6 protein-coding genes are annotated in these 6460 nt (G+C 74.7%); 2 read left to right on the forward strand and 4 right to left on the reverse strand.

Features of this window, described 5'->3' with window-relative positions; all coding sequences use genetic code 11:
* The 3 genes from Q4D18_RS10510 to Q4D18_RS10520 form a co-directional block, all read right to left on the reverse strand.
* Nucleotides 1-476: biotin/lipoyl-containing protein (locus Q4D18_RS10510; RefSeq protein WP_303128148.1), on the reverse strand; the 476-nt coding region annotated here is incomplete at its 3' end.
* On the reverse strand, nt 473-1537 hold the full coding sequence (locus tag Q4D18_RS10515) for an alpha-ketoacid dehydrogenase subunit beta (protein ID WP_303128152.1): 1065 nt from the start codon (nt 1535-1537) through the stop codon (nt 473-475). The genes Q4D18_RS10515 and Q4D18_RS10510, both read right to left, overlap by 4 nt.
* 1 nt (nt 1538) lies before the next feature.
* A complete protein-coding gene (locus tag Q4D18_RS10520) occupies nt 1539-2747 on the reverse strand; it encodes a thiamine pyrophosphate-dependent enzyme (protein ID WP_303128155.1) in 1209 nt (402 codons plus the stop codon).
* A gap of 213 nt (nt 2748-2960) precedes the next feature.
* Here Q4D18_RS10520 and Q4D18_RS10525 point away from each other — a divergent pair, with 213 nt between their 5' ends.
* Nucleotides 2961-3458 (forward strand): Lrp/AsnC family transcriptional regulator, encoded by a 498-nt coding sequence (locus Q4D18_RS10525; protein WP_303128157.1) that lies wholly within the window; start codon nt 2961-2963, stop codon nt 3456-3458.
* Between the two features lie 6 nt (nt 3459-3464).
* On the opposite strand, the gene Q4D18_RS10530 is transcribed toward Q4D18_RS10525, so the two are convergent.
* On the reverse strand, nt 3465-4790 hold the full coding sequence (locus Q4D18_RS10530; protein ID WP_303128159.1) for an MFS transporter: 1326 nt from the start codon (nt 4788-4790) through the stop codon (nt 3465-3467).
* A gap of 68 nt (nt 4791-4858) precedes the next feature.
* Between Q4D18_RS10530 and Q4D18_RS10535 the strand changes: the two genes are divergently transcribed.
* Entirely contained in the window at nt 4859-6361 is a 1503-nt protein-coding gene (locus Q4D18_RS10535) for an NCS2 family permease (RefSeq protein WP_303128161.1), read from the forward strand.
* Nucleotides 6362-6460: the final 99 nt, after the last annotated feature.

Below are 6460 nucleotides of genomic sequence, written 5' to 3' on the forward strand. Positions count from 1 at the left end.
CGGGTGCGGCCCTTGGCGCCGTGGCCGGAGGTGCCGTAGCCGATCAGGACGTTGCCGGAGGCCTCCTCGTCGGAGCCGGCCACGTCGCCGTCGCCGCCGCGGGCCTTGTCCGGGGCGGGCTGGGAGGTGCCGGGCTGCATCACGCCGGCGCGCTCCTCCTCGCGGTAGGACAGGGCGCCGGGCTTCTCCGCAGTGGGCTCGGCGGGCGTCTCGGCCGGGCCGGCGGCGTCGGCCTCGTCCGGGGAGCCCACGGTGATCAGGGGCTCGCCCACGATCATCGTCTCGCCCTCGGCGCCGTGCAGGGTCAGCACGGTGCCGGCGTAGGGGCAGGGCACCTCCACGAGGGCCTTGGCGGTCTCCACCTCGGCGATCGGCTGGTCCACGGCGACCTCGTCGCCCTCGGCCACGAGCCAGCGGACGAGGTCGGCCTCGGTGAGGCCCTCGCCCAGGTCCGGAAGGGTGAACGTGCTGCTCATGCGCGGGCCTCCTCGGCGGCGGGGGCCTCGGCGTCGAGGTCCCAGTTCAGGTCGTCGATCGCGTCCAGGATGCGGTCCACGGACGGCAGGTGGTGCTCCTCCAGCTTCGGCGCCGGGTAGGGGATGTCCCAGCCGGTCACGCGGCCCACGGGGGCGGCGAGGGAGTGGAAGCAGCGCTGCTGGATGCGGGCCACGAGCTCGGAGGCCACGGACGCGAAGCCCTGCGGCTCGGCCACGACCACGGCGCGGCCGGTCTTGGCCACCGAGGCGGCCATGGTGTCCTCGTCCAGCGGGTTGACGGTGCGCAGGTCCACGACCTCCACCGAGACGCCCTCCTCCCCCGCGGCGTCGGCGGCGGCCAGGCAGGTGGGCACGGAGGGGCCGTAGGAGACCAGGGTGACGTCCGTGCCGGGGCGGACGACGGCGGCGCGCGCCCACGCCTCGCCGTGCTCGGCCTTCGACTCCACGCGGGACCACTGCGCCTCGAACTCCGCGCGCAGCTCGTCCAGGTCCAGGTCCGCCTTGGTCCAGTACATCTTCTTGGGCTCCATGAAGACCACCGGGTCGTCCAGGCGGATGGCGGAGCGCAGCATGAGGTAGGCGTCCTTGACGGAGGCCGGGGTGTACACCTTCAGGCCCGGGGTGTGGGCGTAGTAGGACTCGGAGGAGTCGCAGTGGTGCTCCACGCCGCCGATGCCGCCGCCGTAGGGGATCCGGATGGTCAGCGGCATGGGCGCCGCGCCCCTGGTGCGGTTGCGCATCTTGGCCGCATGGGAGGCGATCTGCTCGAACGCCGGGTAGGCGAACGCGTCGAACTGCATCTCCATCACGGGGCGGGCGCCGCCGAGGGCCATGCCCACGCCGAGGCCCGCGATGCCGGACTCGGCCAGCGGGGTGTCGAAGCAGCGCTCCTCGCCGAAGCGCTTGGTCAGGCCGTCGGTGATGCGGAAGACGCCGCCGAGGGTGCCGACGTCCTCGCCGAACACCACCACCATGGGGTCGGCCGCCATCTCGTCGGCCAGGGCCGCGTTGAGCGCGGCCGCGAAGGTCAGTGCCGCCATCTCAGGCCTCCTGGTTCTCGGAACGGGACAGCTCCTCGGCCAGCTGCGCGCGCTGGGCGGCGAGCTGCGGGGTCTGCACGGTGTACACGTGGTCGAAGAGCTCGAGCGGGTCCAGCTCGGCCTCCGCGTTCATGGCGTCGCGCAGGGAGGCGGCGACGTCGTCGGCGTCCTGGCGGTACCGCTCCGCGAGCTCCTCGGTGAGGGCGCCGGTGGAGGTCAGGTACGCGGTCATGCGGCGCAGCGGGTCGCGGGCCTCCCACTCCGCGACCTCGGCGGCCTCGCGGTAGCGCGTGGCGTCGTCGGCGTTGGTGTGGGACTGCATGCGGTAGGTGTCCGCCTCCACGAGGAAGGGGCCCTTGCCCTCGCGGCACAGGTCCACGGCGCGGCCGAGCACGGCCAGCAGGGCGGCGAGGTCGTTGCCGTCCACGCGCTCGCCGGCCAGGCCGTAGCCCACGGCCTTGTGGGCCAGCGACGGCGCCGCGGACTGCTTCGCGAAGGGCACCGAGATCGCGTACTTGTTGTTCTGCACGAAGAAGACCACCGGCAGCTTGAACACGGCGGCGAAGTTCAGGGCCTCGTGGAAGTCGCCCTCGGAGGTGCCGCCGTCGCCCACCATGGCGAGCGTGACGACGTCCTCGCCGCGCAGGCGGGCGGCCTTGGCCATGCCCACAGCGTGCAGCATCTGCGTGGTCAGCGGGGTGGACTGCACCGAGACGCGGTGCTCCTTGGGGTCGTAGCCCTGATGCCACGTGCCCTGGTAGGCGACCATGACCTGCAGCGGGTCCACGCCGCGGGCCAGCACGGCCACGGTGTCCCGGTAGGTGGGGAACAGCCAGTCGTCCTCGCCCAGGCACACGGCGGCGGCGACCTCGGAGGCCTCCTGCCCGTGCGAGGACGGGTAGACGGCCATGCGGCCCTGGCGCACGAGCGCGTAGGCCTGGTCGTTGACCCGGCGGCCGATCACGAGGTGGCGGTAGGCCGCCAGCAGCTCGTCGTCCGAGGGCAGGGGGTACTCGTGGCCCGGGGAGGTGCCCTGCCGGTCCACCGGCAGGACCTCGCCGTCCTCGGAGATCAGCTGGATGCGGCGGGACGCCGGGAGCAGGTACTCCTCGAGGGAGATGCCGAACGCGGCGGCGGCGGCCGCGCGCGTGCCGGCGTCCGGCGCGGGGGCGCCGTCGCCCGCGGGCGCGGCGGGGCTGGTGCTGGTCATGGGTGTCCTCTCGATCTGTGGGCACCAGTGTGCAGGGGGCGGGCACATCGTCACCGCATATGGGATGATCACCGGACAGGATGCCCGTGCGAGGCGTTCTGGAAAGACATCCTGCCGAGGTGACCCGGGTCACGAGGACGGGGCGTCGGGTCCTGCCCGTCCCGGTCCCGCCCCGCCGGTCCCCCGCGCCGGCCCGATCCGGAGGTGACCGCCATGACCCCGTCCCCCCTCGACCGCGTGGACCGTGCGATCGTCCGCGAGCTCTCCCAAGACGGTCGCCTGTCCGTGGCCGCGCTCGCCGAGCGCGTGCACGTCTCCCGCGCCCACTGCTACTCCCGCCTGAACCGCCTGCAGGACACGGGCGTGATCACCGGGTTCTCCGCGCGCGTGGACCCCGTGAAGACGGGCTTCACGGCGTCCGCGCACGTGATGCTCAAGCTGCGCCAGCACGACTGGCGCGAGCTGCGCGCCACCCTGCTGGCCATCCCGGAGGTGTGGCACGTGTCCCTGGTGGGCGGGAACATGGACGTGATCCTGCTGGTGCGCGCCCGGGACACCGCGGACCTGCGCCACGTGATCTTCGAGCGGCTCCAGCCGCTGCCGGCCGTGGTGGACACGCAGACCTACATGATCTTCGACGACCACGCCTCGGGGCAGACCCTGCCGCCCGAGCCCTCGGACGATCCCGGTCGCGCCCCCGCGGCCGGCTGAGCCGGCTCAGCGGCGGCCCAGCGGCGCCGGGTCGTCCACCGCGCCGGGCCCGGCCGGCAGCACGCGCGCGAACACCGCGGCCCCGCCGGCGCACACCGCCGCCATCACCCCGACGCCGACGCCCAGGCCCGCCACGGCCGTCACCGCGGACACCAGCAGGGGCCCGGTGAGCATGCCCGCATCCGACATGGAGCGCCACAGGCCGAGGAACTCGGGCCGGGCGTCCGGCGGGGAGTAGTCCGCCCCCAGGGTCATCACGATCCCGGCGCCGAACCCGTTGCCCACGCCCAGCAGCAGCGCCGCCGCGGCGAACCACCCGGGCTCGGACGTCAGCGACACCGCCAGGAACCCGGCGCCGAGCAGCGCCAGGCACGGCACGGCCACCGCCCGGCGGCCGTGGCGGTCCATGAGCCGGCCCGCGGGGTAGAACAGCAGCAGGTCCGCGGCCCCGGCGACCCCGAACACCAGCGACGCCGCCGCCGGGGACATCCCCAGGTGCGCCGCCCACAGCGGGATCACCGCGTTGCGCGCCGCCCGCGCCGCGGCCACCGCCACCACGCCGAAGCCGGCGGTGGCCAACACGCCGCGCCGGGCCCGGGCCACGTCCGTCAGCCGCGGCCGGCGACGCGCGGGGACGGTCCCACCGGCGCCCCGCTCCGGCCCCCGGACTCCGGCGGCGTCCGAGGCGGGGGCGGCGCCGCCGTCGTCGGGCACGGGCAGCTCCCGGATCCGCACGCACAGGGCGGCGCCGGCGGCCATCATGACGGTGGCCGCGGCGAACGCCCCGCTCAGGCCCAGCAGCGCCTGCAGCCCGGCGCCGAGGAACGGACCCAGGAACACGCCGATCCGGATGGTCCCACCGAGCGTGGACATCGCGCGGGCGCGGTGCGTGGCCGGGACCGCCACCGCCAGGTAGGACTGGCGGGCCAGGTTGAAACCGGCGCCGGCCGCGCCCACCGTGAGCACGCCGACCAGCAGCACGGCGAGGCGCACGGGGTCGTCGACGCCCTCGGCGCGCACGCCGCCGGCGGTGAGCGGGGCCGTGGCCGCCCAGGCCAGGCCGGCGCCCAGCGTGCCGAGCGCCGCGGAGAGCACCATGGTGCGCCGCTCCCCCGCCCGCGCCGCCAGCAGGGACACCGGCGTGTTGGCCAGCAGCGAGCCCAGGCCCACCAGCACGACGACGGCGGCCGCCTGCGCCGCCCCCAGGCCGAGCGCGAGGGCGGCCGAGGCGATCGCGGGCGTCATGGCGCCCAGGCCCACCGCGTACACGGTGGAGGGGGCGTAGATCTGGACGGCGGCGGCGAGGGCCACGGGCAGGCGAGGACGGTTCATCCCGGCCGAGTCTGCCGCACGCCGACGCGGACCGTGCGCGGGGGGCGGGGCTCACTAGGCTGTGCGGCATGTCTTCCCGCACCGCCGGCGCCCCCGCACCGGGGCCCACGTCCCAGGACGTCCGCCCGCCCGCCGCCCGCTCCGGCCTCGACCGGTACTTCTCGATCACCGAGCGCGGCTCGACCCCCGGCCAGGAGGTGCGCGGCGGCATCGCCACGTTCCTGGCCATGAGCTACATCGTGGTGCTCAACCCCCTGATCCTCTCCGGCGCGGACTCGACGGGCGCGACCCTGGGGATCCCGCGCGTCGCCGCCGCCACCGCGCTCGTGGCCGCGGTGGCCTCGATCACGATGGGCCTGTGGGCCCGCCACCCCTTCGCCCTCGCCACGGGCCTGGGCGTGAACGCGTTCGTGGCCATCACCGTGGCGACGACGCCGGGCCTCACCTGGCCGGACGTCATGGGCCTCGTGGTGCTCGCGGGCCTCGTGATGGTGGTGCTCGTGGCCACCGGCTTCCGCACGGCCGTGTTCAACGCGGTGCCGGACGGCCTGAAGACGGGGATCGTGGTGGGCATCGGCCTGTTCATCGCCCTGATCGGCCTGGTCAACGCCGGGTTCGTACGGCGCCTGCCGGACGCCGCCGGGACCACCGTGCCGGTGGGCCTGGGCACCGGCGGCGAGCTGGCCGGCTGGCCGGTGCTCGTGTTCGTGGTGGGCCTGCTGCTCACCTCCATCCTCGTGATCCGCGGCGTGCGCGGGGCCATCCTCATCGGGATCGTCGTGGCCACGGTGCTGGCCAACGTCCTCGAGGCGGTCTTCCACATCGGCCCGTCCGTGGCGGCCGACGGCACCGTGAACCCGCACGGCTGGTCCCTCGTGGCCCCGTCCCTGCCGGCGTGGAGCGCCCCGGACCTGTCCCTGCTGGGCGAGGTGTCCCTGGTGGGCGCCGTCGAGAAGCTGGGCTGGCTGATGGCGTCCCTGCTGGTGTTCGCGATCCTGCTCTCCGTGTTCTTCGACGCGATGGGCTCCATGGTGGGCCTGGCCCGCGAGGCCGGGTCGATGCGCGAGGACGGGACCATCCCGAACCAGGACCGCGTGCTGATGATGGACGCCCTCGCCGTGACCGCCGGCGGCGCGGCCTCCGTGTCCGCCGGGCAGATCTACGTGGAGTCCGGCACCGGCATCGGCGAGGGCGCCCGCACCGGGCTCGCCTCCGTGGTGACGGGCCTGCTGTTCGTGGTGGCGCTGCTCCTCTCGCCCTTCGTGTACCTCGTGCCCTTCGAGGCCGTGGCCCCCGCGCTCGTGGTGGTGGGCTTCATGATGTGCTCGCAGGTGGTCCACGTGGACTGGAGCGACTGGGGCGTGGCCCTGCCCGCGTTCCTCACCTTCATCCTCATGCCGTTCACGTACTCGATCGCCAACGGGATCGGCGCCGGCATGATCGCCTACGCCGTGATCCGGGCCGGCCAGGGTCGGGCCCGGGAGGTCCACCCGCTGCTGTGGGTGGTGGCCGCCGCGTTCGTGCTGTTCTTCGGCATGGGCGTGTTCCGCGGTCTCCTCGGGCTCGACTGACCCGGCTCCTCCCGTCCCCGCTTCCGCCCTTTCCTTCCCCTCCCCCGGGTGCCGCCCGGCGACCAGTGCCCCGGCGACATTCCAGCGGTCCTGCCCCGC

Source organism: Micrococcus sp., from assembly GCF_030523875.1.
Taxonomy (GTDB): Bacteria; Actinomycetota; Actinomycetes; order Actinomycetales; family Micrococcaceae; genus Micrococcus.

Bases quoted from the DNA above. Each gene is read 5' to 3' on its own strand.
- Q4D18_RS10530 (WP_303128159.1), bottom strand. From the start codon at position 4,790: ATGAACCGTCCTCGCCTGCCCGTGGCCCTCGCCGCCGCCGTCCAGATC.
- Q4D18_RS10520 (WP_303128155.1), bottom strand. From the start codon at position 2,747: ATGACCAGCACCAGCCCCGCCGCGCCCGCGGGCGACGGCGCCCCCGCG.
- Q4D18_RS10525 (WP_303128157.1), top strand. From the start codon at position 2,961: ATGACCCCGTCCCCCCTCGACCGCGTGGACCGTGCGATCGTCCGCGAG.
- Q4D18_RS10515 (WP_303128152.1), bottom strand. From the start codon at position 1,537: ATGGCGGCACTGACCTTCGCGGCCGCGCTCAACGCGGCCCTGGCCGAC.
- Q4D18_RS10535 (WP_303128161.1), top strand. From the start codon at position 4,859: ATGTCTTCCCGCACCGCCGGCGCCCCCGCACCGGGGCCCACGTCCCAG.